We start from the raw sequence: 15,184 nt of genomic DNA, 5'->3' as shown, positions 1-15,184 counted from the left end.
ATCAGGAGGCTCGGGAGGCGTCAGCCGGGTTTTCGACCAGGCAGTCCACCTCGATGTGAAGCGCCCCACCGGCCGTGTTGTCACTGTAACGCCCGACGCGGTCGAGGGCCTCCCACACACCGGGGTCGACACGATTGCGTTTCATACCCGTGATGTGCACGGCGATCGGCACGACCGTGTCGTGGCCGCCCGCCGACACTGGCGCGCCGCTCAGCGGCCCGAGCTCGACCGCGATCGTGCGCGGCGGCGCCGCAACGCCAACCGGGTCGGTCGACAGCAGCCACAGCGCCGCGAGCAACGCGTCGCGCTGCACGTCGTCGAGCAGGCCCGCCAGCGTGCCGGGGTCGCTCACGGTGACGTGGCGGCCCAGGTGCTCCGACTCGGTGATTGCGTGGAACAGCCACGTCTCGCGTCGTCCCTGAATCAGGTGCAGGCGCAACTCCGTCGCCAATCCGGATGCTCGCGCGGCAAGCGGCGCCGGTAACGGAAGGGGAGCATCCCCCGTCGCGACAGCATCGAGCAGCTCTTCGGCGTCGTAATCGAGGCGGGCGAGTTCTTCGCTTGCGAGCATCCCGACCGCGAGGCGCGGTGCGGTGACGGTTGACTGCACGAGCACGCGGTCGAGTTCCCGCTTCAGGATGCGCTCGAAACCGGCGATCAGGATCACGCCGATGATGCCGGGCGCGGTGGCAAGCGCCACGGCGGTGATCTGGAAGGGGATCGTGACCGGGGTGAGCGGCGTGGTCAGCACGATCGCGACGACGAAGGCGATGCCGAGGGCGGCGGTGGCGACGAGCACCTCCCAGCGCGATCGCAGCGTCACGATCACGAGCAGCACAAAGCCGGCCGCGATCGACGCGCTGGCGTTGCGGCCCACGTCGTTGAACGGCGCGATCGCGACGAAGTCGAGCCAGACGACGGCCGTGAGCGACACGAGGAAGAAGCCGTACAGCCAGTCGGGAAGCCGCTCACCCGTGGCCGAAATTGTGACGATGATGCCGAGGAAGGTGACGAGCAGCAGGGTCCAGGCAGAAACAGCGGGCAGGAGGCTCGCGTAGCTGTCGGTGCGGGCGAGAAACAGGCCGAGACCGACCATCGACTGCAGGGCGGCGACGATCGCGATGCCGATGCCGAGGAAGCCGCTGCCGAGGGCGGAGGCGTGCGTCGAGGTCGGCGTGCCGCGTCGGGTGGCCGAGCGGGCGCCCGAGGGGCGGATGCGCGCGCCGAGCGTGCGCTCGTCGGGGAGGCTGTGTTTGCCGGGGCGCGCCGCCGGGCGCTTCGCGGCTTTCGCGGGTTTCGCCGCTCGCGCGCCGTTCGTGGCCGCGCCGGCCTTCGCAGTCTTCCCGCTGTCGCCGGCGCTCATCGCGGCACCTCGAGTATGACGGTCGTGCCAGCCCCCGGCGTCGAGAACAGTCGCGCGTTGCCGCCGACGTCGCGCAGTCGCGCGATCACCGACTCGGCCACGCCGAGGCGACCGTCCTCCACCTCATCGGGGGCGAAGCCGCGGCCAGCGTCGGTCACGACCGCGCGCAGGGTGTCCTCGCTCTCGGTGATCGTGACGTCGGCGTCGCTCACGCCCGCGTGGCGGCGCACGTTCTCGAGGCACTCGGCGAGGGCGAAGAGGAACGCGTCAAGCACGTCGGAGCGCAGGAGTACCTGGCCCGTGCCGTGCCATCGCACCTCGAGTCCCATGCGCAGAAAGCGCTGCTTGACGCTTTCGAGGGTCGTGCCGAGGGTCGACTCCGACACCGGCTCGAGGTTGTACGAGCCCGAGAAGCGCGGCATCGGCGTCGAGCCGAGGCGCAGCTGGCGCAGCAGACGCGCGTCTTCCGTGGCCTGCTGGCGCAGCGCGTCGGCGCTGACTCCGACGCCTGAGTGGGCGAGCAGCGTAAGGGTCGCGAGCACGGTGTCGTGCAGGAGGCGCGCGCTCTGGCGGCGCTGCGCCTCCATCTCGCTGGCCTGACGCTCGACCTGGTGGGCGCGGCCGATGCCGTCGATGCGCACGAGCGAGCGCTCGACACCGACCGTGACCCAGATGCCGATGATCATGGTGATCGCCCAGCCGGCAAGCGTGGCGATCGCCGCCGTCGAGAACAGCCCCATGGTGGGGCCGGCGAGCGCGACGAGGAAGGCGGAGGCAAGCGTGCCGAACGCCCACAACAGCCAGCGCGGGCGGCTCTCGCTCAAGACGATGCCGACGGCACCGATGCCGACGGCGCCGAGCGGCGCGAGCGCGACGGGAAGCGCCACCGACTGGCCGCCCGAAAACGGCAGCTGCGCGACGGTGAGGGCGGCGAGCCCCAGCACGATGGTGAGCACGGGCCACCCGACATGCTCGCTGCGGCCCACCATGATGAGGGCGCCCGCCTGACCGGCGAGCAAAATGAGCACCGACGGCAACAGGTCGGGCTCGACAATGCCGGGCAGCGACAGGCACACGGCCGAGATGATGAGGCCGCCCAGGCCGATCGCGCGCGCGGAGCGCTGCAACAAGCTGCGCCGCTCGCGTTCGATCACAGCCTCAGTCTGTCATCCAGTACCGACGCGGGCGGCGCAGACCCGCGTGATCGCGTCGTAGAGCGCGTCGCGGGTCGCGTTGTCCGCCGCGACCGTCACGGTGCCGGAGCTCGGGGTGTCGGCCGCCCCGGCGCCGCTGTTCGGGGCAGCAATCGTCGCGTCGACGCGAAACAGCGTCCCCTGCTTGTCCTCCGCGATGGCGTGCGGGTCGCAGCGCGCCGGAACCGTGGTGAGCCGAATCGCCGCAGGGTTCTCGCCTCCGGCGTCGATGACCACCTCCAGGGGGCGCGAGGTGACGGGCGCGCCTGCGTCGTCGAGCATCCCGAGCAGAATCGTGCCCGAAATGCCCGTCAGCGCGACGGTGCCGGCGCCCGCGTCGCCGCGGGGCGTGCGCGGCTCGGCAACGAGTTCCAGCGCGACGGTGTCGGGCGGCGCCGTGCCCGCCGCGCCGTCGCCGAGGTAGCGGATCGCGAGCGTCGCCCGCTCGGCGATCGCCTCGGCGAAGCAGGATGCTCGCCACCACTCGGCAAACTGGCCCAGCCGGTCGTTCGCCACGATGGTGACGGATGCGGGGCTCGCCTCGGGTGAGGTCGTTTCGGTGTCAGCGCGCACCGTCAACGACGCCGACACGGAGTCGAGCTCGGGCGCGCCATCGCAGGCCGGCGACGGCAACGCGACGGGGATGTCGCGGGTGAGCCCCGGCGGGATCTCCACCTCGCGCTCGGATTCTGTCGCTCCCGATAGGCCGGGCGAGGTCACCGACGTGCGCGTCACGACGATGGCGACGTCGCCGCCGTTCGTCACCGAGAGCTGCATGCCGCCCGCGGCGGCGTCGAAACGCGAACGATAGGTCTCGGCAGTGAGGTCGTCGGGTGTCTCGGGTGCCTCCGGTGCCTCGGGTGTGCACGCCACCAGCAGCAGCGTGGCCGCCACAACACTGGTCGCGAGCGCCTGACGAAGAGTCGTCGAGCGCCCTGCCATCGCTTACTCCGCAAGCAGTTCGGCGAGGTGCGCGCCGACGAGATCGTTTTCGATGAGGAAGGCGTCGTGCCCGAACGGCGACGAGATGACGGCGGCCTCGTGCCCGTGGATCGTGTTCGGCAGGTGGGCCGCGATCTCGTGCTGCTGCTCGACGGGGAAGAGGCGGTCGGTGTCGATGCCGAGCACCAGGGCGCGAGCATCCACCCGGCCGAGAACCTCGGCGAGCGTGCCGCGGCCCCGCGTGATGTCGTGCGAGTTCATCGCCTCGACGAGGGTGATGTAGCTGTTGGCGTCGAAGCGGCGGGTGAACTTGTTGCCGTGAAAGTCGAGGTAGCTTTCGACCGCGTAGCGCCCGCCGTGCCCGAGTGGGTCGAGCGCTCCCTGCCACGAGCGGGCGAAGCGCTCGTTCAACTCGTCGGGCGAGCGGTAATTGAGCAGCGCCATGCGGCGCGCGAGGGCGAGGCCGCGGTACGGCCCCTCGTCCTCGTCGTAGTAGTGCCCGCCGCGGAAGGTCGGGTCCATGCGGATCGCCTCGATCTGCACCGAGTTCAGGGCAATCTGGTCGGCGTTCGAGATGGCGGGTGCCGCCAGAATCGCGAGCCGCGCCATGCGTTCGGGCGAGCCTGCCGCCCATTCGACCGCGTGCATCCCGCCCATCGAGCCGCCGATGACGGCGAAGAAGCGCTCGATGCCGAGCCGGTCGGCCAGCGCGCGCTGCGCGGCGACCTGGTCGCGAATCGTGAGATACGGGAAGCGGCCGCCCCATTCAGCGCCGTCGGGCGCGAATGACGACGGGCCGGTCGAGCCCTGGCAGCCGCCCAAGATATTGGGGGCGACGACGAAGAAACGTTCGGTGTCGATCGCGAGCCCCGGCCCGACCATTCCGCTCCACCAACCGGCGGTCGGATGCCCGGGGCCGGCTTTGCCGACGACGTGGCTGTCTCCGGTCAGCGCGTGGGCGATGAGGATCGCGTTCGAGGCGGCGGCGTTCAACTCACCCCACGTCTCGTAGGCGAGACGCGTGACGGGCAGGGTCTCACCCGACTCGAGGGCGAGCGGACCGAGGCTCGCGAACTGGCGATTGCCAGGGTGGTCGCCCTCGCGCCAGGCCCCCGTGACCGGTGGGGCGCCCGACATGGCGCGCCGGTTCGCCTCGGTGATGAAGGCCGAGGGGACGGTGTCTTCGCTCGTCTGCCAGTCCATTAGGGCCATTCTGTCGCACGGTACGGGTGGTGGACCGCACCGTGCGACAGGGCGACGCCGGGGCCCGCGTCGCGGCGCCACTGAGGCGCCCGGGCGAGCCCCGGCGTCGGGGCGTGTGCTGCCTTAGGCGCTCTTCGCCGCCGCGAAGCCGCGCTCGAGGTCGGCGATGATGTCGTCGAGGTTCTCGAGCCCGACCGAGAGACGGACGAGGCCCGGGGTGACGCCGGCGGTGAGCTGCTGCTCGGCCGTCAGCTGCGAGTGTGTCGTCGAGGCGGGGTGGATGATGAGGCTGCGCACGTCGCCGATGTTCGCGACGTGGCTGAACAGCTGCACACTGTCGACGAGCGCGCGGCCGGCGTCGACGCCGCCCTTCAGCTCAAACGACAGCACGGCACCCACGCCCTTCGGGGCGTACTTCTGGCCGGCGGCATACCAGGTGCTCGATTCGAGCCCCGCGTAGTCGACGTGCGCGACATCCGGGTGCGCCTCGAGCCAGCGGGCGACCGCGAGCGTGTTCTCGACGTGGCGCTCGATACGCAGGCTCAGGGTCTCGATGCCCTGAATGAGCTGCCAGGCGTTGTCGGGCGAGATGGCCGAGCCGATGTCGCGCAGCAGCTGCACGCGCGCCTTGATGATGTACGCGATGCCGTCGCCCAGCACGCCGGTGTAGCTGGCCCCGTGGTACGAGGGGTCGGGCTCGGTGAGGCCGGGGAACGTGGAGACGTGCTGCGACCACGGGAAGCTGCCGCCGTCGACGATGACACCGCCGAGCACGGTGCCGTGCCCGCCAAGGAACTTCGTCGCCGAGTGCACGACGATGTCGGCACCGTGCTTCAGGGGCTGAATCAGGTACGGGGTCGCGATCGTGTTGTCGACGATGAGCGGCAGGCCCGCGGCGTGCGCGACCTCGGCCACCTTCTCGATGTCAAAGATGTTGACCTTGGGGTTGCCGACCGTCTCGCCGAACAGCAGCTTCGTGTTGGGGCGAATCGCGGCGCGCCAGGCGTCGGCGTCATCCTGATCCTCGACGAAGGTGACCTCGATGCCGAGCTTCGCCAGCGTGTACTTGAACAGGTTGTACGTGCCGCCGTAGATCGTCGACGAGGCGACGATGTGGTCGCCCGAGTTCGCGATGTTCAGCACCGCGTAGGTGGTCGCCGACTGGCCAGACGACAGCAGCAGGGCCGCCGTGCCGCCCTCGAGCGCGGCGATGCGTTGCTCGACCACGTCTTGCGTCGGGTTCTGGATGCGCGTGTAGATGTTGCCGAATTCGGCGAGCGCAAAGAGGTTCTTCGCGTGCGCGGAGTCGTTGAAGGTGTACGCGGTCGTGCGGTACACCGGGGTCGCGCGGGCGTTGGTCACCGGGTCGGGCTGCGAGCCGGCGTGAATCTGCAGTGTCTCGAAACGCCAGTCGGCGGTGGGGTTCTCGCTCATGAGTGGGTCCTTCCCTGTCGCGGTGAGCCCACGCTAGGGGGCGCGTGACGGGGCGGCAATGATGCGCGACACACGCCGTAACGGGATGCAGGTATCCGTCACCGTCGGATGTGTGTCGCAGTGTGCGACCTCCGACGGGTTAGCGCTCGCGGGCGAGTAACCAGCCGACCCGCGGCTCGACAATCGGCCGGGTCACGAACCGCACCGGTTTCGACGACAGCAGCAGCGTCAGCAACACCGACCCGACGAGCAGGCCGATGAACCAGAGCCATGCCGGAGCGCCCACGCCGGTGAGGTCGCTCTGGCGCAGGGCGTACAGCGGAAATGTGTGGAGCAGGTACACGTACATCGTGTGCGTGCCGATCCATGTGATCGGGGTCGCGGTGCGGGGGACGAGTGCGAGCAGACTCAGCGTGAGGGCCACTCCGATGCCGATCACGAGCAAGCGCACGATGCCCGCCCACCACTCGGTGAGCCCGAGCGCCGCGTAGTCGTCGGCGTAGAACAGGATTCGCCCGGCGCCGATGGTGCCGAAAAAGTCGTTTCCCACGAGCGCTACCACTGCCGCTGCGCCGAAGGCGGTCGCGGCGACGGCTCGGGTGACGAGCACGCGCGGGTCGAAGCGATCGAGCTCCAGCCAGCGCAGGCGGTCGATTACTCCGCGGTCCGCGAGCCACCAGCCGAGCGTGAAGAACGGCAGCAGGCCGAACGTCCGGGAGAGGGAGAACGTCGTGTCAATGCTGTCGAAGTAGCCCACCCCCACGGAGAGAGCGACCGTGATGAGCAGCGGCGTGCGCAGACGCGCGATGACGGGCAGGACCATCCGGAACACGGCGAGAGCGAGCAAGAACCACAGGGTCCACGAGGGTGACGCCGGGTCGAACGTCGAGCCCTCACCCGCCGCGAACCGGATGAGGGTCCACACCGTCTGGAGCACGAGGTACGGCACAAGCAGGTCGGTGACGATGCGCCCCAGCTGCTTCGCGCCGGGTTCCGCGCGACTGAAATAGCCGGCCAACAGGGCGAATGCGGGCATGTGGAAGGCGTAGATGACGAGGTACGTCGCATACGACAGTTCGAGCATGCTGTTTAGCGGCTGGATTGCGTGCCCGACGACGACCAGCACGATCGCGATGGCCCGCGAGTTGTCCCAGTAGGGTGTGCGGGCGCGGATTGTCGTCGCGCCAGGGGAGCCCTGCGCTGCAGACGAGCCTGAAGGAGTCGCGTCAGCCACCGCGCTAGCCTACGAGACATGACCGCCGATGCCGCTGCAGCTGCCCCCCGTCACGCTCTCGTCTCGGGGGCCTCGAGCGGAATCGGCGCCGCGATTGTGCGTCGGCTGACCGCCGACGGCTGGCGGGTCACCGGCGTCGCCCGTCGCGCCGACCGCCTGGCGGCGCTCGCCGCCGAGACCGGATGCGCGGTGCGCGTCGTCGACGTGACCAGCGACGCCGAGGTGGCGGCCCTCGCCGAGGCGATGCGCGCATCCGCCGCCGCAGGCGAGCCGCCGATCGACGCGCTCGTGCTCAACGCGGGGCTCGCGATCGGGGTCGACCCGGTCGAGAGCGCGAAGCCCGCCGACTGGGCACGCATGTTCGACGTCAACGTGCTGGGCGCGCAGCGACTGATCGCGGCATTCCTGCCTGAGCTACGATCGGCCGCCCGCGCCCGCGGCATTGTCGACATTCTCGCGATCACCTCGACGGCGGGGCAGCGCGCCTACGAGGGCGGCGCTGGCTACTCGGCGTCGAAGGCGGGGCTGAAGATTGCGCTCGACGCGCTGCGGCTCGAGCTCGCGGGCGAGCCGATCCGCGTCGTGCAGGTGGCGCCCGGCATGGTGCGCACCGACGAGTTCACCCTCAACCGCCTGGGCGGCGACGCCGAGCGCGCGGCCGCGCTGTACGACAACGTTGACCGGCCGCTGACGGCCGACGACGTTGCCCGCGTCGTGGGTGACACACTGGCGCTTCCCGAGCACATCAACCTCGACGAGGTGACGATGCGCCCCGTGGCGCAGGCCGCGCAGCACAAGCTGGTGCGCGGGCCGCTCACGCCGCGGCAGTAGCGGCGGTCGTATCGATCAGGCGCGGGCGTCGGGCGTCGGTTCGGCCGCGGCCTCGGTAGCTGCGGTCTCGTCCACCGCGACCGGATCGCGGAAGGCGAGTTTCGGCACGAACGCGAGCAGCAGCATCCCGATCAGCGCGCTTACGCCGCAAATCGCGAAGACCGTGAGATAGCCCGCGTAGGTGCCGGCCGTCGAGACGATCGATTGGGTACCGACGTAGACGACGACGATGGCGAAGACCGCCGAGGCAAACGAACCGCCGATCGTCTTCGTGGTGTTGGTGAGGCCCGTGGCGATACCCGTCTGGCCGAGGGGAGCTGCGGCGGCGGCCGCGGCGGGCAGAGCCGCGACGAGCGCTCCCGAGCCGATGCCGGCGACGGCCATGTTGATGATCACCTGCAGCGCCGAGTAGTGGAACGGCAAGAACATCAGGTAGCCGAGCGCGACCAGCGCGGTGGCGACGATCAGCTGCGCGCGCGGCGGCACGCGTCGGGCGGTCGCCGAGAACAGGCCGGCGCCGATGATCATGCCGATCAGGTAGACGCCGATGATGGTCGAGATGTCGCTCGCGTCGAGACCGAGCCCGTAGCCCGCCTCGGTGGGTGTGCCCGCGAACGAGGCGAGCGGCGCCTGCGCGCCGAGCACGCTGATGCCGAACAGGCCGGCGACGAGCTGCACGGGCCACATGTCGGGGCGGCGCAGCACCCGCAGGTCGATGGCCGGGTCGGGGTGGCCGAGCACCCATCGGCCGAACGGGTAGAGCAGCGCGAGCCCGACGACGATGACGAGGTAGACCCACCAGGCGTCCGGCCCGTTGATGCGCAAGAACGCCAAGCCGCTCGTGATGGTGAGCAGCGACAGGGTGAGCAGGGTGAAGCCGATCGTGTCGAGGCGTCGGCCGCTGACCGGCTGCGACTCGGGCACACCGAACCAGATCACGAAGAACGCCGCCGTCACGGCGATGGCGGGCAGCGACAGGGTCAGCGGAATGTTCCCGCCGAACGCCTCGAAGACACGCGCGCCGCCCAGGGCTCCGGCGATCGCGCCCGCCTCGAGCGCCACCACGAGCAGACCCGCCGCCCGCCGCGTTGCCGACGCCCCGCGACCCGTGGCGCGACCGCGGTCGAAGATCAGCGCCACCTCAAGCGGAAGCCACACGACGTAGAAGCCCTGAAGCGCCCACGCGGCCAAGAAGCTCCAGAAGTCGGCGGCAAACACGAGCCACCAGCTCGCCCCGGCCGTCAGCACGGTCGAGATCAGCAGGATCTTCTTGTGCCCGACCATGTCGCCGAGTTTCGCGAGAATCGGCACCACCAGGGCGCTCAAGAGCAGCTGCGCCGCCTCGAACCAGTTGAAGTCGGGGTCGTCGATCTCGAGGTACCGGGCGAGGTCAGGAATCAGCGGGATGTAGTACCCCTGCAGAATGCCGCTCACGAACTCGACGAAGAAGAGGTACCCGACGAGCCCCGCGGTAATCGCGCCCGACTTGCCCCGAAGCAACGCTGCCATGCGCTGATGCTAGGGGGTCGGATGCGCGCGGCTCGGTAGCGTGGGCGGGTGACCGCTTCGCGCCTGGTTCTTCCCGCCGCCCTCGCCCCTCCCACCGGGCTCGGCGCGGGCTGGGCGGAGGCGCTCCTCGCCCAGGACCGGGAGCTCGGGCAGGCGCTCGCCGCGATCGCGGCGACGCTCGAGGTCGAGAGCGCGGCGGGCCGACCCTGGCTGCCCGAGGGCCCGCGGGTGCTGCGCGCCCTCACCCGGCCGCTCGCTGAGGCTCGCGTGCTCATCGTCGGGCAAGACCCCTACCCGACGCCCGGCCATCCGGTGGGGCTCGCCTTTGCCGCCGAACGCGCCGTGCGCCCGCTGCCGCGCAGCCTCGCGAACATCTACCGCGAGCTCGCCGACGACCTCGGCGTCACGCCACCCGCGCATCCCGACCTCAGCCCGTGGTTCGAGCGCGGCGTCGTCTTGCTGAACCGCGCGCTCACCGTCGAGGCGGGCACGAGCGGTTCGCACGCGCGCCTGGGGTGGCAGCGGCTGACGGACGCGGTCGTGCGGGCCCTCGCCGCGCGCGGGGGCCCGTTCGTGGCGATCCTGTGGGGCCGCGACGCGCAGGCGGTGACTCCGCTGCTGGGCGATGTCCCCGTGATCGCGAGCGCGCATCCGAGCCCCCTGTCTGCCCGCCGCGGCTTCTTCGGTTCGCGCCCGTTCAGCCGGGCCAACGCCGCGCTCGCGTCGCGAGGCGGCGAGCCGCTCGACTGGGACATCCGGTCGTAACACCGCCGTCGTAGGCTGGGCTCATGCTCGAGGAGGAATACCAGCAGCGCCGCCGTCTGCCGCGGCACCTGCAACCGGCACCCGAGCCTGAGCCCGCGTTCGACTACGCGCTGCGCGACGCCCGCCCGGCCGATTTGCCGTACATCCAAGAGATCTACAACCACTACGTCGCGAACTCGACCGTCACCTTCGATGAGCAGCCGTGGACTTTGGCGTCCCTCAAGAAGAAGTTCGCGCACCTGCAGAAGCTTGGCTACCCGTTCCTTGTCGCCGAGTCGCCGCGCGGCCAGATTCTCGGCTTCGCGTACGTGTACCCGTGGAAGGAAAAGGCCGCGTACCGCTACACGGTCGAGAATTCGATCTATCTCGCACCCGCCGCCACCGGGCGGGGTCTCGGCCGCGCCCTCCTCGGCACGCTGCTCGAGCGCGCCGAAGAGGCGGGCGTTCGCGAGGTCGTCGCGGTCATCGCCGATCAGGGCGCCGAGGGCTCGATGCGCCTGCACGAGTCGTTCGGCTTCACGCAGACCGGGTCGATGGGCAAGGTCGGTTTCAAGTTTGAGCGCTGGCTCGGCATCGTGCTCATGCAGAAGTCGCTGCGCCCGCGCCGGCGCTGAGCGGGGCGAGCGCGGCCGCCAGGGCTGCGCGAACGCCCTCGTGGCTCGCCGGCTCGCCGCGCCAGAGCATGTGCAGCAGCAGCCCGTCGACCGCGAGCGCCGCCGATCGGATGCGCGCGGCCGCATCCGGCGCATCCTCGGGCACAGCGCGCCCCAGGTCGCGCTCGAGGATGGCGTACCAGGCCTCGGCGTCGGCCCGGAGCGCCGGCCGCCGGGTGGCGAGCAGCAGCAGCTCGTAGTGCGCAACCGCGGTCGCCCGCTGCTCGAGCGCGTACCGCCGAATCGCGTCGGCCGCCCCCTCCAGGTCGTGCGGGTCGAGTCGGCCGATGCTCGCGTCGTAGTCGGCGACGCTGCGGCGCAAGACCGAGGTGAGCAGCTCGTCAATGTCGGAGAAGTAGTAGGTGGCCGCCGACGTGGGAAGCCCTGCTTCCGCGGCCACCGCGCGGTGGGTGAGCGCGGCGGGCCCCTCGCGCTCGATGACCGCCAGCGCGGCGTCGAGCAGGGCGTCGCGGCGCGCGCGACCCTTTGCGGTGAGTTTCGGCTCGGTCATGCGGTCGGGGGAGTGGTCGCTGGCGCGTTGAGCCCCCGCGACACGGTGTCGCCGTGGGTGCCCGTGAGCTCGACGAGCGCGACGCCGGCGATGATGAGGGCGATGCCGGCGAGCTGGCCGAGCGTCAGGCTTTCCCCGAACACGAGCCAGCTCACGCCGGCGACGAGCGCGACCCCGAGCCCCGCCCAGATGCCGTACGCCGTGCCGAGGGGAACTCCCCGGCCGAGCGAGGCCGAGAGCAGCGAAAACGCGGTGATGTAGCCGACCGCCACGATGGGGAACGCCCACCATACGGCGCGGTCTCCGCTGGTGAGTTTCAAGAAGCTGGTGGCGATGACCTCGGCGATGATCGCACCGGCCAGATAGATGTAGCCCACGGGGCCCTCCTCATTTTCTGGAACAAATGTACCAAAAAATAAGGATGTCCGCGCGGCGCGCTCGCGCCCGTCGCGTTACTCGATTGCCCCGTACGCGACGCCGCGCATCTCTTCCGTGAACAGCACCGACTCGTCGAAGCCTGTCTGCCCGCCGAGCGAGTTCAGCACCGAGAACCACGCGTCGTCGGTGATGAGGTTGTAGATGGCCGGCCCGATTCCCTCTTCGCCCAGCACGCCGAAGGCGAGGGAGGAGTCCTCCCGCTCGAACGGCACGTAGCCCTGCGCGACGAGCTCGTTGATCGTCGACTCGCGGCTCACCGCGTTGAGGGGCGCCACGCTGAACAGGATCGTCGACAGGTCGACGCCCTCCTGGCCCCACACGCAGCTCATGCCGCCGATCAGCTGCTCGGGCGTCTGGTCGCCGAAGTATTCGTCGCCGTACAGGCTGCCCGGGCCGCCCAACAGGGTGAGGCCCTGCGCCTCGAGCGTGCCGACCCGGTCGGCGGGCAGAATCACCGTGCAGTCGGCCGGCATCGTGAAGACCAGCTCAGGCTCGGGGCTCGGCTCGGGGGTCGTCTCGCTGGGCTCGGGGCTCGGCGTCGGCTCGGAGCTGGGCTCGGCGACCGGCTCGGTGGGTGCCGGCTGCTCGGGCGCGCAGGCCGCGAGCGTGAGCAGAAGGGCGCTCGCGGCGGCCGCGGTTGCCAGGCGGAATGCGGGTCGTGCAGGCGTCGGCATGGCGCGAATCTAACAGCCGCGGAAGGACGGAATCCGGGCGATTCCCCGCAAGCGGCGTCGAGCATCCCGTTCGTTGCGGAATCGGTATGTCGCGCCGCCTAGGGTGGGGCGCATGGCCGAGCTGCACACCCTCACCGCGCTCGAGCAGTGGCGTCTGCTGCACGATGGCGAGCTCAGCCCGCGCGAACTCGTCGAGCACTACCTCGCTCGCATCGAGCGGCTGAATGCCCGGGTGGGCGCGCTGACCGTTGTCGACCCCGAACGGGCCCTGGCTGCCGCCGACGCGCTCGCCGACTCGGTGCCCCGAACGGCTCCGCTGTGGGGGCTGCCGATCGTCGATAAAGAGCTCACGGCGCGAGCCGGTCAGCGCACGAGCTACGGCTCGCGCCTGTTCGCCGGGTACGTGCCCGATGCGTCCGATGAGCTGGTCACCCACTTCGACGCGGCGGGCGCCATCAGCCTCGGTGCGAGCGCGGCCCCCGAGTTTGGCCTGCCCTCGTACACCGAGTCGCGCGTCGCCCCGCCGGCCCGCACGCCGTACGCCCTCGATCGCGGGGCGGGCGGCTCGAGCGGGGGAGCGGCCGCAGCGGTCGCGGCGGGCCTCGTTCCGTTCGCGCCGGGCAGCGACGGCGGCGGCAGTATTCGCATCCCCGCCGCGGCGTGCGGGCTCGTCGGCCTGAAACCCTCGCGGGGGCGCGTGCCGGCCGGCAGCGGTCTCGACAAGCTCGCCGGGCTGGTGGTGCCGGGCCCGATCGCCCGCACCGTCGCCGACGCGGCGCTCATGCTCGACGCCCTCATCACCGCGGCACCCTGGCCTTTCGCCACCCGCGCCCCGGCCGCCGACGAGGGGCCGCTGCTCGGCGCGGCGATTCGCGGCGAGGGCAGGTTTCAGCTCGGGGTGATGACCGAGTCGCCGTGGCAGCTCGACTACGCGCTCACCATCGCGCCCGAGGCGCGCCACGCCCTCGACCGCGCCGTGCGCGAGTTCTCGGCCCTCGGCCACGGAGTCGACGAGTTCAGCCTCGGCCCCGCCGACGAGTGGGCGGGCTACCCCGACGCGTTCCGCACGATCTGGATGGCGTCCGCGGCGGGCATTCCCGCCCGCACCCCCGACGAGCTGGCCCAGCTCGAACCGCTCACCGCCTGGCTCGTCGCGCGCGGTCGCGAGGTGCGTGCCGACCAGCTCTCGGCCGCGCTCGCGTGGCTCGCCGGCTTCGAACGCCGCCTCATCGCGCGGCTGCGCACCGTGGATGCGGTCATCACGCCCGCGCTCGCCCTCACGCCCCGCCCGATCGGCTGGTACGACGCCGAGGATGCGGAACGCAACTTCGCGCAGCAGGTGCAGTACACGCCGTGGACGAGCATGGCGAACGTCGCGGGCCTTCCCGCGATCACGCTGCCGGTCGGGGTGAGCGACGCGGATGGCGAACTGAGCGACGTGCCCGGCATGCCGATGGGCGTGCAGCTCATCGGCCGGCCCGGGGGAGAGGCGACGTTGCTCGCCCTCGGGGCGCAGTGGGAGCGTCGGCGACGCGCCCCCGCGCATCCGATTCTCGACTAGCGGGCGAGGCTACGCGGCGTCACCGGAGGCGATGCGCGTGCCGAGGCGCTGCTCGATCAGCGCCTGCAACTCGTCGCCGAGGCGGGCGTCGTCGGCACTGCGATGCGTCGCGCCCCACGGGTTCAGGCCGTCGAAGTAGGTGCCGTTCGGCACACCGAGTTCGGGCGTGTCGACGAGGTGCACCAGGGGTGCAGCCCCCGCCTCGACACTGATCTGCATCGATGCGGTGAGTGTCTGCACGATGGCGGCACTGCGCGAACCCTGACCGAAGCCGCTGCGAATGTATCCGGGATGCACGGCGTAGCTTTCGAGACCCGTTCGCCGCGCCAGTGCTCGCGCATACAGAATGACGCCGAGCTTGCTGGCGGCATACGGCTTCCAGCCGCCGCGGTACGGACGGCGGTCGAAGTCGAGGTCGTCGAGGCGCAGACCGCCGAGGCGGTTCATGACGCTCGACGTGTGCACGACGCGCGCCCGGCTCTCGGTCAGCCGAGGCAGCAGTAACTCGGTCAGCAGAGCGGGGGCGAGCAGATTGCGCTGCACCGTGGTCTCAAAGCCGTCGACGGTGAGCGCGCGCCTGGGCACGAGGCCGCCCGCGTTATTCACCAGGCAGTCGATGCGGCCGTAGCGGCCCAAGAGCGCGTGCCCGAGGTCGTGAACCTCGTCGAGACGGTCGAAGTCGGCGACGAAGCTGCTGCCCCCCACCTCGGCCGCAACGTGGGCGGTGCGATCGGGGTCGCGTCCGACGACCGCCAGCTGCCATCCGCGGCGGACCAGTTCGCGCGCCGCTTCGGCGCCGATACCGGCACTGGCGCCCGTCACGACGACGGTACGACTCATCAGACTACGTCCATGCGCCCCATACTGGCAGTA

General features: G+C 70.8%; 15 protein-coding genes. 4 read left to right on the top strand and 11 right to left on the bottom strand.

Features of this window, described 5'->3' with window-relative positions:
• Position 1: 1 nt before the first annotated feature.
• From EV141_RS02115 to EV141_RS02090, 6 genes are all read right to left on the bottom strand, one after another.
• Complete coding sequence (locus EV141_RS02115) at positions 2 to 1,363, bottom strand: hypothetical protein (RefSeq protein ID WP_130484318.1); 1,362 nt, start codon at positions 1,361 to 1,363, stop codon at positions 2 to 4.
• Positions 1,360 to 2,517, bottom strand: a complete 1,158-nt coding sequence (locus EV141_RS02110) for a sensor histidine kinase (RefSeq protein WP_130484317.1) — start codon at positions 2,515 to 2,517, stop codon at positions 1,360 to 1,362. Before EV141_RS02110 ends, EV141_RS02115 begins: the two co-directional genes overlap by 4 nt.
• Positions 2,518 to 2,529: 12 nt before the next feature.
• On the bottom strand, positions 2,530 to 3,498 hold the full coding sequence (locus EV141_RS02105; protein WP_130484316.1) for a hypothetical protein: 969 nt from the start codon (positions 3,496 to 3,498) through the stop codon (positions 2,530 to 2,532).
• 3 nt (positions 3,499 to 3,501) lie between these two features.
• Positions 3,502 to 4,701 carry a homoserine O-acetyltransferase MetX gene (gene metX, locus EV141_RS02100; protein ID WP_130484315.1) on the bottom strand — a complete coding sequence of 400 codons (1,200 nt, stop codon included), beginning with the start codon at positions 4,699 to 4,701 and terminating at the stop codon, positions 3,502 to 3,504.
• A gap of 123 nt (positions 4,702 to 4,824) precedes the next feature.
• Positions 4,825 to 6,135: a bifunctional o-acetylhomoserine/o-acetylserine sulfhydrylase gene (locus EV141_RS02095; protein ID WP_130484314.1), complete on the bottom strand. Its 1,311-nt coding sequence runs from the start codon at positions 6,133 to 6,135 to the stop codon at positions 4,825 to 4,827.
• Positions 6,136 to 6,274: 139 nt separating this feature from the next.
• The gene (locus EV141_RS02090; RefSeq protein ID WP_241968949.1) at positions 6,275 to 7,369 is read right to left on the bottom strand and encodes an acyltransferase family protein; all 1,095 of its coding nucleotides are present in this window, start codon (positions 7,367 to 7,369) and stop codon (positions 6,275 to 6,277) included.
• Positions 7,370 to 7,387: 18 nt separating this feature from the next.
• Between EV141_RS02090 and EV141_RS02085 the strand changes: the two genes are divergently transcribed.
• Positions 7,388 to 8,200 (top strand): SDR family oxidoreductase, encoded by an 813-nt coding sequence (locus tag EV141_RS02085; RefSeq protein ID WP_130484313.1) that lies wholly within the window; start codon positions 7,388 to 7,390, stop codon positions 8,198 to 8,200.
• Between the two features lie 15 nt (positions 8,201 to 8,215).
• On the opposite strand, the gene EV141_RS02080 is transcribed toward EV141_RS02085, so the two are convergent.
• Complete coding sequence (locus tag EV141_RS02080; protein WP_130484312.1) at positions 8,216 to 9,709, bottom strand: MFS transporter; 1,494 nt, start codon at positions 9,707 to 9,709, stop codon at positions 8,216 to 8,218.
• Between the two features lie 48 nt (positions 9,710 to 9,757).
• On the opposite strand from EV141_RS02080, the gene EV141_RS02075 reads away from it, so the two are divergent.
• Together EV141_RS02075 and EV141_RS02070 are read left to right on the top strand one after the other, a co-directional pair.
• Positions 9,758 to 10,474, top strand: coding sequence for a uracil-DNA glycosylase (locus EV141_RS02075; RefSeq protein ID WP_130484311.1), 717 nt, complete (start codon positions 9,758 to 9,760; stop codon positions 10,472 to 10,474).
• A gap of 23 nt (positions 10,475 to 10,497) precedes the next feature.
• Positions 10,498 to 11,088: a GNAT family N-acetyltransferase gene (locus tag EV141_RS02070; RefSeq protein WP_130484310.1), complete on the top strand. Its 591-nt coding sequence runs from the start codon at positions 10,498 to 10,500 to the stop codon at positions 11,086 to 11,088.
• Here the strand turns inward: EV141_RS02070 and EV141_RS02065 are convergent.
• The 3 genes from EV141_RS02065 to EV141_RS02055 form a co-directional block, all read right to left on the bottom strand.
• Positions 11,054 to 11,638, bottom strand: coding sequence for a TetR/AcrR family transcriptional regulator (locus tag EV141_RS02065; protein WP_130484309.1), 585 nt, complete (start codon positions 11,636 to 11,638; stop codon positions 11,054 to 11,056). The genes EV141_RS02070 and EV141_RS02065 overlap by 35 nt on opposite strands.
• Positions 11,635 to 12,015: a DMT family transporter gene (locus tag EV141_RS02060; RefSeq protein WP_130484308.1), complete on the bottom strand. Its 381-nt coding sequence runs from the start codon at positions 12,013 to 12,015 to the stop codon at positions 11,635 to 11,637. The genes EV141_RS02065 and EV141_RS02060 overlap by 4 nt, the downstream gene beginning before the upstream one ends.
• Positions 12,016 to 12,090: 75 nt before the next feature.
• Entirely contained in the window at positions 12,091 to 12,750 is a 660-nt protein-coding gene (locus EV141_RS02055; RefSeq protein WP_130484307.1) for a hypothetical protein, read from the bottom strand.
• A gap of 112 nt (positions 12,751 to 12,862) precedes the next feature.
• Between EV141_RS02055 and EV141_RS02050 the strand changes: the two genes are divergently transcribed.
• Positions 12,863 to 14,311: an amidase gene (locus tag EV141_RS02050; RefSeq protein WP_130484306.1), complete on the top strand. Its 1,449-nt coding sequence runs from the start codon at positions 12,863 to 12,865 to the stop codon at positions 14,309 to 14,311.
• Positions 14,312 to 14,320: 9 nt separating this feature from the next.
• Here the strand turns inward: EV141_RS02050 and EV141_RS02045 are convergent, their stop codons facing one another.
• Entirely contained in the window at positions 14,321 to 15,151 is an 831-nt protein-coding gene (locus tag EV141_RS02045) for an SDR family NAD(P)-dependent oxidoreductase (RefSeq protein WP_130484305.1), read from the bottom strand.
• Positions 15,152 to 15,184: the final 33 nt, after the last annotated feature.

The organism is Microcella putealis (genome assembly GCF_004216575.1).
Taxonomy (GTDB): Bacteria; Actinomycetota; Actinomycetes; order Actinomycetales; family Microbacteriaceae; genus Microcella; species Microcella putealis.
This window is presented reverse-complemented; position numbering and strand designations above follow the sequence as displayed.